At 63.7% G+C, this 13,113-nt stretch carries 14 protein-coding genes and 1 pseudogene; 5 read left to right on the forward strand and 10 right to left on the reverse strand.

Annotated features, from left to right (window positions below; genetic code table 11):
• Position 1 precedes the first annotated feature (1 nt).
• Genes R5H32_RS14540 through R5H32_RS14550 form a run of 3 tightly spaced genes read right to left on the reverse strand, consistent with a single transcriptional unit; the run spans position 2 to position 2,390 of the window.
• On the reverse strand, positions 2-997 hold the full coding sequence (locus tag R5H32_RS14540) for an NAD(P)-dependent oxidoreductase (RefSeq protein WP_318339409.1): 996 nt from the start codon (positions 995-997) through the stop codon (positions 2-4).
• Positions 998-1,028: 31 nt separating this feature from the next.
• Entirely contained in the window at positions 1,029-1,397 is a 369-nt protein-coding gene (locus R5H32_RS14545; RefSeq protein ID WP_318339410.1) for an EamA family transporter, read from the reverse strand.
• 21 nt (positions 1,398-1,418) lie between these two features.
• Positions 1,419-2,390: a UbiA prenyltransferase family protein gene (locus R5H32_RS14550; protein ID WP_318339411.1), complete on the reverse strand. Its 972-nt coding sequence runs from the start codon at positions 2,388-2,390 to the stop codon at positions 1,419-1,421.
• Positions 2,391-2,640: 250 nt separating this feature from the next.
• On the opposite strand from R5H32_RS14550, the pseudogene R5H32_RS14555 reads away from it, so the two are divergent.
• Positions 2,641-3,620: pseudogene (locus tag R5H32_RS14555) on the forward strand (IS5 family transposase).
• A gap of 110 nt (positions 3,621-3,730) precedes the next feature.
• Here the strand turns inward: R5H32_RS14555 and R5H32_RS14560 are convergent.
• From R5H32_RS14560 to R5H32_RS14570, 3 genes are all read right to left on the reverse strand, one after another.
• Positions 3,731-3,898, reverse strand: coding sequence for a YdcH family protein (locus tag R5H32_RS14560; RefSeq protein WP_318339412.1), 168 nt, complete (start codon positions 3,896-3,898; stop codon positions 3,731-3,733).
• A 127-nt stretch (positions 3,899-4,025) separates the two neighbouring features.
• A complete protein-coding gene (locus R5H32_RS14565; RefSeq protein ID WP_318339413.1) occupies positions 4,026-4,781 on the reverse strand; it encodes a tRNA1(Val) (adenine(37)-N6)-methyltransferase in 756 nt (251 codons plus the stop codon).
• Position 4,782: 1 nt separating this feature from the next.
• Positions 4,783-4,992 carry a DUF2007 domain-containing protein gene (locus R5H32_RS14570; RefSeq protein WP_318339414.1) on the reverse strand — a complete coding sequence of 70 codons (210 nt, stop codon included), beginning with the start codon at positions 4,990-4,992 and terminating at the stop codon, positions 4,783-4,785.
• Positions 4,993-5,046: 54 nt separating this feature from the next.
• Here R5H32_RS14570 and R5H32_RS14575 point away from each other — a divergent pair, with 54 nt between their 5' ends.
• The 3 genes from R5H32_RS14575 (at position 5,047) to R5H32_RS14585 (ending at position 9,201) form a co-directional block, all read left to right on the forward strand.
• Positions 5,047-6,048, forward strand: a complete 1,002-nt coding sequence (locus R5H32_RS14575; RefSeq protein WP_318339415.1) for a polyprenyl synthetase family protein — start codon at positions 5,047-5,049, stop codon at positions 6,046-6,048.
• A 78-nt stretch (positions 6,049-6,126) separates the two neighbouring features.
• Positions 6,127-8,145 carry an NADPH-dependent 2,4-dienoyl-CoA reductase gene (locus R5H32_RS14580; protein WP_318339416.1) on the forward strand — a complete coding sequence of 673 codons (2,019 nt, stop codon included), beginning with the start codon at positions 6,127-6,129 and terminating at the stop codon, positions 8,143-8,145.
• Between the two features lie 150 nt (positions 8,146-8,295).
• On the forward strand, positions 8,296-9,201 hold the full coding sequence (locus R5H32_RS14585; protein WP_318339417.1) for a LysR family transcriptional regulator: 906 nt from the start codon (positions 8,296-8,298) through the stop codon (positions 9,199-9,201).
• A gap of 37 nt (positions 9,202-9,238) precedes the next feature.
• Here the strand turns inward: R5H32_RS14585 and R5H32_RS14590 are convergent, their stop codons facing one another.
• From R5H32_RS14590 to R5H32_RS14605, 4 genes are read right to left on the reverse strand one after another with little or no spacing between them, the layout of a single operon-like run.
• Positions 9,239-10,159, reverse strand: a complete 921-nt coding sequence (locus R5H32_RS14590) for an OmpA family protein (protein WP_318339418.1) — start codon at positions 10,157-10,159, stop codon at positions 9,239-9,241.
• A complete protein-coding gene (locus R5H32_RS14595; RefSeq protein WP_318339419.1) occupies positions 10,156-10,689 on the reverse strand; it encodes a peroxidase-related enzyme in 534 nt (177 codons plus the stop codon). The genes R5H32_RS14590 and R5H32_RS14595 overlap by 4 nt, the downstream gene beginning before the upstream one ends.
• A gap of 59 nt (positions 10,690-10,748) precedes the next feature.
• On the reverse strand, positions 10,749-11,456 hold the full coding sequence (locus R5H32_RS14600; RefSeq protein WP_318339420.1) for a GNAT family N-acetyltransferase: 708 nt from the start codon (positions 11,454-11,456) through the stop codon (positions 10,749-10,751).
• Entirely contained in the window at positions 11,453-12,184 is a 732-nt protein-coding gene (locus R5H32_RS14605; protein WP_318339421.1) for a competence/damage-inducible protein A, read from the reverse strand. The genes R5H32_RS14600 and R5H32_RS14605 overlap by 4 nt, the downstream gene beginning before the upstream one ends.
• Positions 12,185-12,281: 97 nt before the next feature.
• Here R5H32_RS14605 and map point away from each other — a divergent pair, with 97 nt between their 5' ends.
• The gene (gene map, locus R5H32_RS14610) at positions 12,282-13,112 is read left to right on the forward strand and encodes a type I methionyl aminopeptidase (RefSeq protein ID WP_318339422.1); all 831 of its coding nucleotides are present in this window, start codon (positions 12,282-12,284) and stop codon (positions 13,110-13,112) included.
• Position 13,113 lies beyond the last annotated feature (1 nt).

Raw genomic sequence — 13,113 nt, forward strand, 5'->3', positions numbered from 1 at the left:
CTTACTTGCATGAAATACCCTTCGAGTACGCCCTGTAAGCCGCCAGGAGAAGTTCCATGTCCGTGCTTGTCGGGGCCCAATCAAGGTCGCGTTTCGCTGCGCTGGTATCGAGTCCCACTTCGAGGTCGGCAATCTCGTACTGTTCGGGGTCCATGGGCGCCATCTTGAACGCATTCAGACTACGAAGCACCCCCTTCACCAGCCAGGCCGGGGTTCGCACGATACGGCTCGACGAGCCGATTTTCCGTACGAATTCAGTCATAAGCTCGTACACTTGCGGCGAGTTGTCGTTCGTCAGATTGTAGACGCCATTCGGGCAGCCCCGTTTCGCGGCCAAAAGGCTGGCGGTGGCGCAATCGTCGACACCTACGAACGGAAAACGCGTGGTGCCAGGGCCGATGAGCGGGACGGGGCGGCCGGCATTCACGGCGTCGAAAAGAAGCTTAAAGATGCCGACACGACCTGCCCCGAGGATGAGCCGAGGACGAAAGATCGTACAGTCCAGATGGCCGGCAGCAACCTCGTTTCTGACGATATTTTCCGCCGCAACTTTCGAGCGTCCGTACGGCCCGAACGGTTTCATCGGATGATTTTCCGTGCGAGGAACCTCGAGCACGGGGCCGTACACCATGTCAGTGCTCCAGAACACGAGCTTGCGACCCCCATTTTTCTTCAGCCATGCGATCAGTTCGCGGGTGCCGTGAACCGCGCATTTGCGGAAATACTCGTCGCGGCCAAATCGCGGCTTGTTTGGCGAAATGAGCATTGTAGCAAGGTGATGAATCACGTCATCCGGACCGACCGCGAGGCTGTCAAGTGACCCCGGCACGGATATGTCGGCGGAGTAATCGGAAATGGCCGTATGGCAAAGTACAGGGCGGGCTGCCAGAGACTGAGGCAAATCCACCACCACGGCTTCGTCTTCTTGATCCGCGACGATCCTGTCGACGATCGCTCGCCCGACAAAGCCATTACCCCCTACCAGAATATGCCGCATTACAAGTCAGTTCTCCAAATCGACGCAGGCCTCAACTTTTCGCCAATATGACGGTCCCAAGCATGATCACGCAAATTCCGATGATGCGCATCGCGTTCATACTTTCTCCAAAGAAGAAAAATCCCCAAATGGCAACGATAACATAGGCGACGCTCAAGAACGGAAACGCGAAACTCACATCGAAACGTGACAGAGAGAGTAGATGCGTTCCCATGCTGATCGTCATGGTCGTAAGTCCGAGAATTATGAAAGGGTCCGTCATTGCTGAAAGCGCTAGACTCAGGATCTTGGATCTGGAAAATTCAGCCTCCCCCACCCTCGACATTCCAGCCTTCATCAGAAGTTGCGACGCGGCGTTCAGGCACACCGTTATAACGATAAATACAAAGTATTGACGCATGGAGACCAAGTGTCCTTCTCGCTACTCGACCCGAATGTCTTTCAAGACACTGTGTTCAGTTAGATACCGTATAGCAGTGATTTCAGTTACGGAAAGAACTCCTACAAGCACGGTAAGAAAACCGACGTAGATCATGAAGCGCGGATCCAGGTAGAGCTTCTCCGGGCTGGCCGCCAGAGAATCTTTCTTATTCGCGAGAATTTGATACCATACGAAGAGCGCCGCAAAGAATGGAAATGCGATAATAAACTCAATTTTATATTTTATCAGGAAGATTCCCAGAAACAGGCTCGCACACAAGGCATAGAAGAATGCGGACAATGACAGCATGTCTTCCGTGTAGTATTTGAAAGATCTGCGGTAGAGTGCAGCCCTCTCCGGATCTCCGATCGACCTGAACTCCGAATACCGTTTGGTCGCCATGAGATAGGCGCCGCCCATCCAGTAGGTGATTAGCAGACTGACAGGTGGTAGGACGATGGTGCTTATCGCTGACCATCCGAGTGTCAGGCGGATCGGATTGTTGAACGACTCTGACAGCACATCGAGAAATGGAGTGTCCTTAGATCGTATTGGCTCAACATTATAGATAATTCCCATGATGAGCAGCGTGACGCTCGCATAAAAGAATACCGGATTTAGCAGGCTGGCCACGCCCAGGCCCAAAGCGCAAAGCAGGCAATACTGAGCAAGTATGATCTTGCCGTTCAGCCGGTTTTGGGCGGCCGGACGGGACGACTTTTTGGGATGGAACTGATCGAAAGCCCCATCCAGGTACTCGTTGATCGTGTAGTTGGCTGACGCGATCAGGCACGTTGAAACCAAGCCCAAGCCAAGCCACACTGTGTCGGATGCCGTAACCTCGGGGTCGATCACTGCCGCTATCGCAGCTCCGGGCAGCATGAAAATGTTCTTCCCCCAGTGATCAGGACGGGCAACCGAAATATAGTCCCGCGCAACACTGATCTTTCCGCTTGAAGCCGACTTGCTCATTTTTCCAACAAAAACCTGAATCCCAATACAGCAACCAGTGTACAATGAAGTCTATCCGCGGCAGGCTCGTCAATAAAAACCTCTCGACTTTTCCACGGGGCATTGTTGCAGAACTCTACGAGGCGAGGGATTCACTATGCGAATCCGGCAGGTTAAGTACCTTCGCATGAGGAAGCCCGAACCTGGCCGCTACCGCGGCTCTGTTGCACAATTCCTGTGAGGGGTTCATCTCGTGAAACCAGCGTGGCAGCTGGGATGCACAAGCAGACCGATACCCCCAACCCACAAGACCAGGAACTGGCCGGCCTATAACGAAACGCTCAAGCGCCGTGGTTCGCTAACGATCTGGTTCGACTCCGAGATGAGCTGGGATGCCGCGCCGACTGGCAGGCGCGGTCGCCAGCAGGCTTACATCGATGCTGCCATCCAGACGTGCCTTTCGATGAAGGTGCTGTTAGGCATGGCCTTGCGGCAGACGACGGGGTTCGTCGAAAGCCTGTTGCGGCTGGTCGGCCTCGACTAGGCCGTGCCCGATTTCAGCACACTCAGCCGCCGTCAGAAGACGCTGGCTGTCAACATCCCCTACCGTGGGTCGAAGGGCCCGCTGCACCAGTTGATCGACAACAAGCCATGGGAACGCCACTGGTCCGAGTGACCATGGCGAGGGGCATCAAGGTCGAAGGCGAAGGCGAGTGACATGCGCGCAAGCACGGCGGTCCCAAACGGCGGGTCTGGCGCAAGATCCATCTCGCGATTGATGAGGAAACACTGGAGGTCCGCGCTGTCGAGATCACCGGGAGCCATATCGGTGACGCACCGGTGCTGCCCGACCTGCTCGGTCAGATCCCGGAGGACCAGGAGATCGGCAGCGTCACTGGCGACGGCGCCCATGACACACGCAAATGCCACGATGCCATTGCCGACCGAGGCGCTCACGCTGTCATCCCGCCCAGTAAGAATGCGAAGCCGTGGAAGACCGTCACCGCCGGAGCCATGGCCCGAAACGAGGCCCTGCGGGCATCGAAATACCTCGGCCGCGCCCTCTGGCGACGATGGAGGGGGTATCACCGCAGGAGCCGTGTCGAGACGAAGATGCATTGTGTGAAGTTGCTGGGCCAACGGCTCATGGCATGGAACTTCAACCGCCAGGTGGCGGAACTACAGGTCCGCATCGCCGTCCTGAACGGATATACCGCTCTCGGGATCACCGTCACAGAGGCCGTGAGATAGGTCTGTCCGGGGAAAGGGGAAGCCCGGTCATCAAACCATTTGTGCACCAGAGCCTATGGAAATGCAAAAGGCGCCGCTCCGGGGCGGCGCCTTTCAGCAACATGTCGGTATCAGGCCTCGCTGAGGCGGGTGATTTCTTCCTTGATCCGCAGCTTCTGCTTTTTCATTTCAGCGATCGCGAGGTCGTCGGAGCCCGGCTGGCGTTGCGCCTCCTCGACCGCCACGGACAGGCTTTGGTGTTTCTTGCGAAGTTCCTGCAGGTGCGAACCCAGCGACATTCCAGTCTCCTCTCCTGTGAACCTTGTCACAATCCCATCATATTCCACGAGCCATGTCACGCGGAACAATGCCGCATTGCGCGCCCGGCACACTGTGACGGCGAAACCTTGCCGCGCCCTTAAGGACCTACATCTGCAGGGCCGCTCCGTCGCGAAGCACGGCGCGCGCGGCCTCGGTGTGATCGTCACCGTCGGCGAGATGGCCGGCACCCTCGTGCAGAATCAGTGGCGCGAGCATCCGGAACGGGTTGCGGCCGCCCTTGCGTGTGCGCAGGAGGATCCGCCCTGCCGGCCGTCCCGGTCGCGCCGCGATCGGCAAGATCACGATACTGCCCGCGCCGGGTCCAAGCGCGCCCAGCAGATCGGGAAGACGGTCCGCCGACTGGATGACCGTCAGCCAGCCGCCGGGCCTGAGTCGCCTGAGACCCGCAGCCATCCAGACCGCGAGCGGAGTCGCCTCGCGAAGCGCGGTCTCGCGTCCGGGATCGGCGGCGGCGGTGCCGCCGCCGGCCGGGTAATAGGGCGGATTGGCGATCACATGATCGAAGCTCTGCGCCCGGAGCACGGCCGGCACCGCCTGAAGATCGCCCTCGACCACTTCGAAGGAAAGCCCGTTTCGGTCCGCGTTCCGCCGTGCCAGTGCCGCATAGGCGGCCTGCAGCTCAAGCCCGGTCAGGCGAAGCCCGGCCACACGGGCGCCGAGGCAAAGACTCGCCACGCCCGCGCCGCAGCCAAGCTCCAGAACGCTTTCGCCCGGTTTCGCCGGCACCGCTGCGGCGAGCAGGACCGGATCCATCGCCGCGCGGTAGCCGCCCTTGGGCTGCGCGATGCGCAGCCGTCCGTTCAGGAACCCGTCCTCGGTCAGTTCGGCCTCTGCGAACATCTCAGGTCTCGATCCCGTTGTCCTTCAGAATTGCCGTCGCCATGAAGTGATCGGAGTCGCGCACCATCAGCCGGCGCGGCAATATGCCTATGGATCCTTCCAGAATGCTCATGTGGACGTCCATCTGAAACGCCGCTATACCCTCAGCCTCAAGCAGGGCTGTCGCGAAGGCGATCTGGGTTGGGTCGGTGGTGCGAAGAAGCTCTTTCATAATCCAAGACTTAAGGACAGAGCGACGGCTTTGTCGAGTGAGCACGGGACGACGATGGGTTTGGACGAGACCGCGCAGAAACCTCACGACCGGCTGAGCGCCCATCTCGCGCCAGATATGGAGCGCGTGAACGCGCTGATCCGGCGCCGCATGGCGTCCGAGCACGCGCCTCGCATTCCCGAGGTCACCGCGCATCTCGTGGAGGCCGGCGGCAAGCGGCTCCGGCCGATGCTGACGATCGCCGCGGCGCGTCTCTGCGGCTATGACGGCGATCACCATATCCGCCTCGCCGCGACGGTGGAGTTCATCCACACCGCGACGCTTCTCCATGACGACGTGGTCGACGAAAGCGCCCAGCGCCGCGGGCGGCCGACCGCCAACCTTCTGTGGGACAACAAGTCCTCTGTCCTGGTCGGTGACTATCTCTTCTCGCGTTCGTTCCAGTTGATGGTCGAGACCGGCTCGCTCCGGGTACTCGACATCCTGTCGAACGCCTCGGCGACGATCGCCGAGGGCGAGGTGCTGCAGCTGTCGGCGGCGCAGGATCTCAGGACCGACGAGGCGATCTACATGAAGGTGATCCGCGGCAAGACCGCGGCGCTCTTCTCCGCCGCGACCGAGGTCGGCGGGGTGATCGCCGGGGCGCCGGAGGAGCAGGTCCGGGCACTCTTCACCTATGGCGACGCGCTCGGCATCGCGTTCCAGATCGTCGACGACCTTCTCGACTACGGCGGGTCCACCGCGACGATCGGCAAGAATGTCGGCGACGATTTCCGCGAGCGCAAGCTGACGCTGCCGGTGATCAAGGCGGTGGCAAAGGCCACGCCCGAGGAGCGCGAGTTCTGGAAGCGGGTGATCGAGAAGGGCGACCAGCGCGAGGGCGATCTCGACCGCGCGATGGCGCTTCTCACGGGCCACGGCGCGATGGACGAAACCCGGGCCGAGGCGCTCTGCTGGGCGCGGACCGCGAAGGCGGCGCTTGCGGTGCTGCCGGACCATCCGCTGCGGGCGATGCTCTCCGATCTGGCCGATTACGTGGTGGCGCGCGTCAACTGAAACCCCGCGCGTGACGCCGCGTCCCGCGTGACAGCATCCGGCGTATTGGACATGGTGGCTCCATCGCAAGGAGCCCCCATGTCACCTTACCCCCGCCTGCTCGCGCCCCTCGACCTCGGCCATGTGACGTTGCCGAACCGCGTCCTGATGGGCTCGATGCACACCAATCTGGAGGAGACGAAGGATTGGAACCGGGTGGCCGAGTTCTATGCCGCCCGCGCCCGCGGCGGGGTGGCGCTGATGGTCACCGGCGGCATGGCCCCGAACCGCGAGGGCGGGGTGTTTCCCGGCGCCGCCGGGCTCTTCACGCCCGAGGACATAGCCAATCACCGGATCGTCACCGAAAGGGTCCATGCCGATGGCGGCCGGATCGCGATGCAGATCCTTCACGCCGGGCGCTATGCCTACGGGCCGGAATGCGTCGCGCCCTCTCCGATCAAGTCCCCGATCTCGCCCTTTCCGCCAATCGAGCTCGACGAGGCCGGGATTCAGAGGCAGATCGACGACATCGCGACCGCGGCCGCGCGGGCGCGCGAGGCAGGCTATGACGGCGTCGAGGTGATGGGATCGGAGGGCTACTTCCTCAACCAGTTCCTCGTCGCCCACACCAACCGCCGCAGCGACCGCTGGGGCGGCAGCCCCGAGAACCGCATGCGGCTGCCGCTTGAGGTCGTGCGGCGTGTACGCGCGGCCGTCGGGTCGGATTTCATCCTGATCTACCGGATTTCGCTTCTCGACCTCGTTCCCGAAGGCCAGAGCTGGGACGAGGTCGTCACGCTGGCGAAGGCGATCGAGGCGGCCGGGGCCTCGATCCTCAACACCGGCATCGGCTGGCACGAGGCGCGGGTGCCGACGATCGCGACGAGCGTGCCGCGCCGCGCCTTCGCCTGGGTGACGAAGAAGCTTATGGGCGAGGTGTCGGTTCCCGTCGTGACCTCGAACCGGATCAACACGCCCGAGGTGGCCGAGTCGGTGCTGGCCGAGGGCTGTGCCGACATGGTGTCGATGGCACGGCCCTTCCTCGCCGACCCGGACTTCGTGCGCAAGGCGGCGACCGGGCGCGCGGCAGAGATCGCGCCCTGCATCGCCTGCAACCAGGCCTGCCTCGACCACACCTTCGCGGGCCGGATATCGTCCTGCCTCGTCAACCCCAGAGCCTGCCACGAGACCGAACTGGTCCTGGCGCCGACGGCTTCGGTCAAGCGCATCGCGGTTGTCGGCGCCGGGCCGGCCGGGCTTTCGGCGGCGCTGGCGCTCGACGAGCGCGGGCATGAGGTGACGCTTTTCGACAAGGCGGAGCGGATCGGCGGGCAGCTCAACCTCGCCAGGATGGTGCCCGGCAAGGAAGAGTTTCACGGCCTCGTCGCCTGGTTCGAGACGATGCTTGCCCGGAGCCGCGTCACGGTGACGCTCGGGACCGAGGCGACGGCAGCCCTGCTGGAGGGCTTCGACGAGGTGGTCGTCGCCACCGGAGTGCGGCCGCGCGATCCGGGGATCGCGGGTCAGGAGGGCGGCAACACGCTTTCCTATGCCGACGTGCTGTCCGGCGCGCCGGTCGGGGCGCGGGTGGCGGTGATCGGCGCCGGCGGGATCGGGTTCGATGTCGCCGAGTTCCTCGTCGAGGCGGGGCGGAGTCCGGCCGTGGAGCTTGAGGACTGGATGAAGGAATGGGGCGTGACCGATCCCGAACGGGCCCGCGGAGGGCTCGCCGAGGCGCGGCCGCACCCGCCCGCGCGCGCGGTGACGCTGCTGCAGCGCAAGCCCGGCAAGCCGGGGCGCACGCTCGGCAAGACCACCGGCTGGATCCACCGCGCCACCCTTCTGGCCAAGGACGTCACGATGCTCGGCGGCGTGAACTACGAGCGCATAGACGCCGAGGGGCTTCATGTCACCTTCGGCCCCGAGCGGCGCAGTCCTACCCTTATCGAAGCGGATACGGTGGTGCTTTGCGCGGGGCAGGAAAGCGAGAACGGCCTCGCCGATTCGCTGTCGCGCGCCGGCGTCACGGTCCATGTCATCGGCGGCGCGGACGTAGCGGCGGAGCTCGACGCCAAGCGTGCGATCGATCAGGGCACCCGCCTCGCCGCGATGATTTGACCCGCTTGGTCATAGTCTTGCCGAAGGTCGGCAGGATACCGCCAACCCGGGCCGCGACAAAATCCAACTCTTGACCGCACCCCTCCGCATTCTTGCCTGAATTGGCCCCGATAGTCGGCTGTGGTGGTCAATGTAGAATACGGGTGCACAATGGACCGACTGACGGAAATGGAGGCATTTGCCACCGTTGTTGATCAGGGGGGATTTACGGACGCTGCGAAGAAGATGGGAATTTCCAAGTCGGCAGTCTCGAAGCATGTCTCGTCTCTCGAGGCGCGGCTCGGGGCGCGGCTTCTGAACCGCACGACACGCCGGGTCTCTCCCACCGAGATCGGCCTTGCCTATTACGACCGCGCCCGCCGCGTGCTCAACGACGCGGGCGAGGCCGACGCGCTCGTCACCTCGATGCAGTCCGATCCGTCCGGCCTGCTGAGGATTTCCGTGGCCACTGATTTCGGGGTGAATCTGCTCTCTCCGATCCTCGGGGACTTCCTGCTCGAGTACCCCGAGATCACCGTCAACATGGTTCTGAACAACCGCTACGTGGAGCTGATCTCGGAAGGCTTCGACATGGCGATCCGGGTCGGAGAGCTTGAAGATTCGACGCTGCGGGCGCGAAAGCTGACCGACACCGCCAAGCGTATGGTCGGCTCGCCGAGCTACTTCGCCAAATACGGGCAGCCGCAGAAGATCGACGATCTCAACGAACACAAGCTGCTGCATTATTCCAACCAGGCCGCCGGCAACGTCTGGAAAATCACCGCGCCCTCAGGCGAGAAGCGCCAGGTTCGCACGGCGGGATGGCTGACAGTCAACGACGGCCAGTCGCTGCTCAACGCCGCGATCTCGGGCCTGGGCATCGCCTACCTTCCGTCTTTCCTCTATGCCGACGCGATGAAGAAGGGGCTCGTCGTGGATGCGATCCCCGACCTGCCGGTCGAGACGCTCGGCATCTACGCGGTCTATCCGCCGGGCCGCTTCACGCAACCGAAGGTGCGCGCTTTCATCGACTTCCTGGGCCAGTCCTTCTCGGACAAGGGTCCGGACAACTGGTAAATCGAGCAGTGCCTTAAAGAGTTCGGCTATCTAGACCTCAGCGGGTCGAGGTGATCATCGCCTCGACCCGTCTGTTTGCGGCGCGGCCCTCGGGCGTATCGTTCGAGGCGCGGGGACTGAGATAGCCGAGCCCATCCGCGGAAAGTTGCGCCCTGTCGACGCCATATGCCGTGACGAGCCGCTCCAGCACCGCTTCGGCCCGCGCGCGCGACAGCGTGACATTGGTCGCAAGCGGGCCCACCGCATCGGTATGGCCAAGCAGCGCGACGCGGGCCTCGGGATGCGCCTTCAGCCATCCAGCGAGCGTCTCGATCGAGGCGAAACGGTCCTCGGCGAGATTGGCGGTTCCGGGCGGAAAGGCCAGACCGTCGAGCACCATGCGGCCCATGCCGTCAAGCTCGCCCGGTAGCCGCAGGACTTCGGGCTGGGCGGGCGCGGCCGCCTTCACCAGCTCGGCAGGCTCGGTGAGCGCCGGACCGACCCGCGTCATCTGGACAAATCCGCCGCTGGAGGAGCGGCTGACGAGCAGGCTGACATAGTCCGGCGAGGGTCCGGTACCGCGGCGCGCGGAGAGGAACCGGAAATCACCCAGATCGACATGCATGTCGGGCTCGGCAAGAACCGGCGTGCCGAAGCGGAAGTCGAAGCCGCCGCAATAGTCGGTGTCGCATTCGAAGATCACCTCGAACCCTTCCGCGCGCAGCTGGTCGCGCAGCGTGGCAAGCAATCCCATCGTGGTCACGTTTTCGTCCGGGATGCGCCAGGCGGTCTGGGTGATCTCTCCTTCCGTCATCAGCGTCTCGATCCCGGTCGCAGTCCACGGCCCGACCGGAAGCGGGTAGCTGCCAACAGTACGCGACTCCTCTACCGTCCGCGCCGCCTGCGGCGGCAGCGCGAGAGTCGGCGCGGCCTCGGCCGCGGGCGCGAACATCAGCAATATGAGCGCGAGCCGCTTCATCGGTGCGCCCCGTGATAGTCCGGGTTGGGCTCCATCGCGGTGGCCGAAGCAATGCGGTTCGTCATGTTGAAGAACCCCGTGACTGACGCGATGTCCCAGATGTCGCGATCGCTGAAGCCCACGTCCCGCAACAGCTGGCGATCTTCCTCCGCGATTCTGGATGAAGATAGTGTCAACTTTTCGGCGAACTCCAGCATCGCTCTCTGGCGGTCCGAGAGCCGCGCCACGCGCCAGTTCATCACCAGCGCCTCGCCCAGCATCGGATCGCCCGAGAGTTCGCGGACGGCGGCGCCATGCGCGACCTGGCAGTACCAGCACCGGTTGAGCGACGAGACCGCGACCGCGATCATCTCGCGTTCGAGCTTCGTCAGCCCGCTCTCGGCGAGCATCAGGTCGTTGTAGATGGCGGTGAAGGCGTTGAGCTTTTCGATGTCGAAAGCATATGCCTTGAGGACGTTGGGAACGAGGCCGAGCTTTTCGGTGCAGACATCAAAATACTTCCGGGTCGCATCCGGAAGTGGCTCGATCATGCGTAGATCAAGCGCCGTGGGGCGTTCGCCTATGTCTGTCAACTGCTCCCCTTGCCTGTTCAGGGTTCTTTCGACCGATAGTGATAATGTCCCACAATCCTCACCCCCAGGGAAGAATAGAGCGCGTTGGCCTCCGCGTTGGCCGCCGTAACAAGCACCAAAAACCGTTTTGCACCATGATCTTGCGCCCATGCTGCGGCTTTCCGCATCATCTTGACGGCGGATCCTTGCCGACGCTGCTCGGGCACGACCTGCAAGGCGTGCATCATGGCGATCTCGCCGTGGATCGCGACGAAGGCGGTCCCCGCAGCGCGGTCGTTCACGCGGCCGAGAACCGTGGTCTTCGGCCCCTCGGCGCGCGCCATCACGGCGAGCCGGTCGGGACCGATCCCGCCCTCCGCCCAGAGGTCGCGCATGATCGCCAGCGGCGGCCAGATCGTGAAGGCCGCAAGCGGCGACACCTCGGCCAGCAGCTCCGCCACCGGCGCGGCATAGATGTTCACCGGATCGACGACGCGGTAGCCGCGCGCCTCCAGCGCAGCGTCAAGCGCCTCTTCGCCCGGGCGGACCATGAACAGGAGCCGCTGTCCAAGGTTCCGCTGCATGGCCTCGGCGGCGTCGAGATCGGCCGCGTCCCAGGCCTCCTCGGCGGTGGCGGAACTGACGCGCTGACCGCCGCCCTGCCCCTCGCGCACGAGAAAGGCTCCGACGCGATGTACCGCCGCGGCCGGCCAGGTCGCGTCTGACGCCGCAAAAATGTCGCTCATGCGCCGCCCTTGGGAAAGAGCGCCGCGAGCTTGGAAATGGCCAGATCGATCCGCGACGGATCGCTGCCGCGGATCACGATATTCGCGCCATAGGCGCCGTTCTGGATGAACGGATAGGAGCCGATGGAAAGGTCGGCGAACTCGGCCGCGAGCATCCCGAGCGGCCCGGCGATCACGCCCTCGCCCTGGTCGATCCGAAGCGTCTGGCTGAGTAGCGGCTTGCCCCCGGCCAGTCGCGGCAGAAGCGAGGCGACCATCGCCTGGAAGATGTTCGGCACTCCGGCGAGCACATGGACATTGCCGAGCGAGAAGCCCGGCGCGATCGAGATCGGGTTCTCGATCAGGCTGGCGCCCTCGGGGATCCGCGCCATGCGCTGACGCGCGGCGTTGAACTCGAGCCCGGCACGCTCGTAATGCGCGGCGAGGAGCGCGCGGGCGTCCTCGCGCACCCCGAGATCAAGGCCGAAGGCCTCCGCCACCGCGTCGGCGGTGATGTCGTCATGGGTCGGGCCGATGCCGCCGGAGGTGAAGAGGTGGTCGTGGCTGGCGCGCAAAGCGTTCACGGCGGCAACGATCGCCGGTCTTTCGTCGGCGACCATCCGCACCTCTTTCAGGGTGATCCCGATGCGGGTCAGCTCACCGGCGAGATGATGCATGTTGGCGTCGCGGGTGCGACCCGACAGGATCTCGTCCCCGATGATCAGGATGGCGGCGGTGGGATTGGGCATGATCGTACCTCTCGCATCGAATCTATAGGCAAGCGCGGGGCGCGGGGAAAGCCCCGGCTCTGGCCAAAGCCGCGATCCTTGATTATCTAGGCGTGATATGGAGCGTAAGGAGCAGCTCGTGGATGACCCGCGCGGCCGTCTGACCAAGGACGGGATCAGAATCTATGAGCCTTCTGACTATGAGGGCATGCACCGCGCCGGCCGGCTCGCGGCGGAGATTCTCGACGATGTGGTGGCGCTCGTTGAGCCCGGTGTGACCACCGGCGCGCTCGATGCCTTCATAGAGGAGCGGGTCGAGGCGGCGGGCGCGAAATCCGCGACGATCGGCTACCGCGGCTACCAGCACGCCTCCTGCATCTCGGTCAACCATGTCGTCTGCCACGGGATTCCGGGGCCGAAGGTGCTGAAGGACGGCGACATCCTCAACATCGACGTCACCGTGATCGTCGACGGCTGGTACGGCGACACCAGCCGGATGTATGTCGCGGGCAATCTCAGCCGCAAAGCCGAGCGGCTGATCGAGGTGACCCACGACGCGCTGATGAAGGGGATCGAGGCCGTGCGCCCCGGCAACACCTTCGGCGACATCGGCTACGCGATCCAGGCTTACGTCGAGGCGCAGCGGATGAGCGTCGTGCGCGACTTCTGCGGCCACGGGCTCGGCCGGGTGTTCCACGCGCCGCCGAACGTCTTGCATTACGGCCGCGCCGGCACCGGTCCGCGGCTCGAAGAGGGTATGTTCTTCACCATCGAGCCGATGGTGAATCTCGGCCGCCCCGAGACCAAGGTGCTCGCCGACGACTGGACCGCGGTGACGCGTGACAAGTCGCTCTCGGCGCAGTTCGAACATTCGGTGGGCGTCACCGCCGACGGCTGCGATATCTTCACCCTCTCGCCCGCCGGCCGGTTCCAGCCGACACGGGGCTGAG

Origin of the sequence: Defluviimonas sp. D31 (assembly GCF_033436765.1) — a bacterium.
In the GTDB taxonomy this organism is placed as follows: Bacteria; Pseudomonadota; Alphaproteobacteria; order Rhodobacterales; family Rhodobacteraceae; genus Albidovulum.

Excerpts from the sequence above, each read along its gene's own strand:
- R5H32_RS14540 (WP_318339409.1), bottom strand. The coding sequence starts at position 997 with ATGCGGCATATTCTGGTAGGGGGTAATGGCTTTGTCGGGCGAGCGATC.
- R5H32_RS14545 (WP_318339410.1), bottom strand. The coding sequence starts at position 1,397 with ATGCGTCAATACTTTGTATTTATCGTTATAACGGTGTGCCTGAACGCC.
- R5H32_RS14550 (WP_318339411.1), bottom strand. The coding sequence starts at position 2,390 with ATGAGCAAGTCGGCTTCAAGCGGAAAGATCAGTGTTGCGCGGGACTAT.
- R5H32_RS14560 (WP_318339412.1), bottom strand. The coding sequence starts at position 3,898 with ATGTCGCTGGGTTCGCACCTGCAGGAACTTCGCAAGAAACACCAAAGC.
- R5H32_RS14565 (WP_318339413.1), bottom strand. The coding sequence starts at position 4,781 with ATGTTCGCAGAGGCCGAACTGACCGAGGACGGGTTCCTGAACGGACGG.
- R5H32_RS14570 (WP_318339414.1), bottom strand. The coding sequence starts at position 4,992 with ATGAAAGAGCTTCTTCGCACCACCGACCCAACCCAGATCGCCTTCGCG.
- R5H32_RS14575 (WP_318339415.1), top strand. The coding sequence starts at position 5,047 with ATGGGTTTGGACGAGACCGCGCAGAAACCTCACGACCGGCTGAGCGCC.
- R5H32_RS14580 (WP_318339416.1), top strand. The coding sequence starts at position 6,127 with ATGTCACCTTACCCCCGCCTGCTCGCGCCCCTCGACCTCGGCCATGTG.
- R5H32_RS14585 (WP_318339417.1), top strand. The coding sequence starts at position 8,296 with ATGGACCGACTGACGGAAATGGAGGCATTTGCCACCGTTGTTGATCAG.
- R5H32_RS14590 (WP_318339418.1), bottom strand. The coding sequence starts at position 10,159 with ATGAAGCGGCTCGCGCTCATATTGCTGATGTTCGCGCCCGCGGCCGAG.
- R5H32_RS14595 (WP_318339419.1), bottom strand. The coding sequence starts at position 10,689 with ATGATCGAGCCACTTCCGGATGCGACCCGGAAGTATTTTGATGTCTGC.
- R5H32_RS14600 (WP_318339420.1), bottom strand. The coding sequence starts at position 11,456 with ATGAGCGACATTTTTGCGGCGTCAGACGCGACCTGGCCGGCCGCGGCG.
- R5H32_RS14605 (WP_318339421.1), bottom strand. The coding sequence starts at position 12,184 with ATGCCCAATCCCACCGCCGCCATCCTGATCATCGGGGACGAGATCCTG.
- map (WP_318339422.1), top strand. The coding sequence starts at position 12,282 with ATGGAGCGTAAGGAGCAGCTCGTGGATGACCCGCGCGGCCGTCTGACC.